Annotated in this window: 3 protein-coding genes; all 3 read right to left on the bottom strand. The window is 66.1% G+C overall.

Going from position 1 to position 2,217, the window contains the following annotated elements; genetic code table 11:
* A partial coding sequence (locus WB785_RS24750) for a hypothetical protein (RefSeq protein ID WP_424082743.1) occupies nt 1–131 on the bottom strand: 131 nt, incomplete at its 3' end.
* A gap of 10 nt (nt 132–141) precedes the next feature.
* On the bottom strand, nt 142–957 hold the full coding sequence (tsf, locus tag WB785_RS24745) for a translation elongation factor Ts (protein WP_424082741.1): 816 nt from the start codon (nt 955–957) through the stop codon (nt 142–144).
* Between the two features lie 12 nt (nt 958–969).
* Complete coding sequence (rpsB, locus tag WB785_RS24740) at nt 970–1,818, bottom strand: 30S ribosomal protein S2 (RefSeq protein ID WP_424082739.1); 849 nt, start codon at nt 1,816–1,818, stop codon at nt 970–972.
* Between the last annotated feature and the right edge of the window lie 399 nt (nt 1,819–2,217).

The raw sequence follows: 2,217 nt of genomic DNA, 5'->3' as shown, positions 1-2,217 counted from the left end.
GCCTCGGTGCGCGCGATCGCCGCCTCGACGACCTCAGCCCGGCCTATCCGACCGGACGTGAGGGCGTCGATCACACCGACCGCATCAAGGTCACCCAGGGCGTCATCACCGAACGCGTGTACGTGTCGCATCCGGCTGATGCTACTGCTGACCGACCTCGAACCGGACGAACCGTGTGACGGTGACGCCAGCCTCGTCGAGCAGCGCCTTGACGGTCTTCTTGTTGTCAGACACCGACGGCTGCTCGAGCAACACGACATCCTTGAAGAACCCGTTCAGCCGGCCCTCGACGATCTTGGGCAGGGCCTGTTCGGGCTTGCCCTCCGCGCGGGAGGTCTCTTCGGCGATACGTCGTTCGCTGGCGACGACGTCGTCGGGCACGTCATCGCGGGTGAGATACCGCGCCTTGAGTGCGGCGATCTGCAGCGCAACGGCGTGCGCCGCTTCGGCATTGGAGCCCGTGTATTCGACCAGCACTCCGACGCCTGGGGGCAGGTCGGCCGCACGCTTGTGCAGGTACGTCTCGACTGTGCCGTCGAAGTACGCGACCCGGCGCAGTTCGAGCTTCTCGCCGATCTTCGCCGACAATTCGGCGATGGCCTGCTCGACGGTCTTGTCGCCGGCGCTGGTGCCCTTGAGGGCTTCGACGTCGGCGGCCTTGGACTTGGCGGCTGCCGCGACGATCTCGTCGGCGAGCTTTTGGAACTCGGCGTTCTTGGCGACGAAGTCCGTCTCGCTGTTCAGCTCGATCAACGCACCGTCCCTGGAAGCGACCAGACCCTCGGCGGTAGCCCGCTCGGCCCGCTTGCCGACATCCTTGGCGCCCTTGATCCGCAGCGCCTCGACGGCCTTGTCGAAGTCGCCGTCGGTTTCGGCCAGCGCGTTCTTGCAGTCGAGCATGCCGGCACCGGTGAGCTCCCGAAGCCGCTTGACGTCGGCAGCGGTGAAGTTCGCCAATGGTCAGCCTTCCTATGAGGGGTCAGTGTTTGATTCGGTTGCGTCTCCGGCGGCGGCGGTCGGGGCCGCGGGGGCTTCTGCTGACGCGGTGGCCGAGGCCAGCAGTTCTTGCTCCCACTCGGCGAGCGGCTCGGCCGCGTCTGCCTCCGGCTTGCCGTCGCCACGACCAAGACCGGCACGCGCCTGCAGGCCCTCGGCCACCGCCGAAGCGATCACCTTGGTCAGCAGGGCCGCCGAGCGGATCGCGTCGTCGTTGCCCGGGATCGGGTAGTCGACTAAGTCGGGGTCGCAGTTCGTGTCGAGGATCGCGATCACCGGGATACCCAGCTTGCGCGCCTCGCCGACGGCGATGTGCTCCTTGTTGGTGTCGACGACCCAAACCGCCGACGGCACCTTCGCCATGTCGCGGATACCGCCCAGGCTGCGGTCCAGCTTGTTCTTCTCCCTGGTCAGCATCAAGATTTCCTTCTTGGTGCGGCCCTCGAAACCACCGGTCTGCTCCATCGCCTCGAGCTCCTTGAGGCGCTGCAGCCGCTTGTGCACGGTGGAGAAGTTGGTCAGCATGCCACCCAGCCAGCGCTGGTTGACATACGGCATGCCGACGCGGGTCGCCTCGGCGGCGACGGACTCCTGCGCCTGCTTCTTGGTGCCGACGAACAACACCGAGCCGCCGTGGGCGACAGTCTCTTTGACGAATTCGTACGCCTTGTCGATGAAGGTCAGCGTCTGCTGCAGGTCGATGATGTAGATGCCGTTGCGGTCGGTGAAGATGAACCGCTTCATCTTGGGATTCCAGCGACGGGTCTGATGCCCGAAGTGGGTGCCGCTGTCGAGCAGCTGCTTCATGGTTACTACGGCCATGCTTATGCCTTTGCGTGTCGGTTGTCGCCCGGCGTCGGGTGAAGCCGGGCCCTGGCGCCTGCTGCAATGCCGGACCCGTCGTGGGACGGGACCGCCCGACATGCGGTGCGAACTCCTAGTGAAACGGGAGACGCGGTACAGACGCGCGAAGTCAGTCCGTTGATACGGGCTGCGGGAAGTCAGTTTACACGGTCTCAGCAGGTGCTTTGTCCACAGTGCTGGCTGGCCGGGTTGGCGATGCCGCGGTGCACTGACGATATGCGATTGCCGGCGGTGATCTTGGCCATGGGGCTGGCCTGCGCGACGCCAGCCCGCGCAGATGACCCTCGCCTGGACTGGCCGCTGCGGCCGCACCCGCCGGTGGTGCGAACCTTCGACGCCCCGGCGCCGGACTGGAAC

This window comes from Mycobacterium sp., from assembly GCF_049585075.1.
In the GTDB taxonomy this organism is placed as follows: Bacteria; Actinomycetota; Actinomycetes; order Mycobacteriales; family Mycobacteriaceae; genus Mycobacterium.
Note: the sequence above shows the minus strand (reverse complement) of the source record. Positions and strands in the feature narration are given on the sequence as shown.

Coding starts and splice junctions, on each gene's coding strand:
- rpsB (WP_424082739.1), bottom strand. CDS start 1,818: ATGGCCGTAGTAACCATGAAGCAGCTGCTCGACAGCGGCACCCACTTC.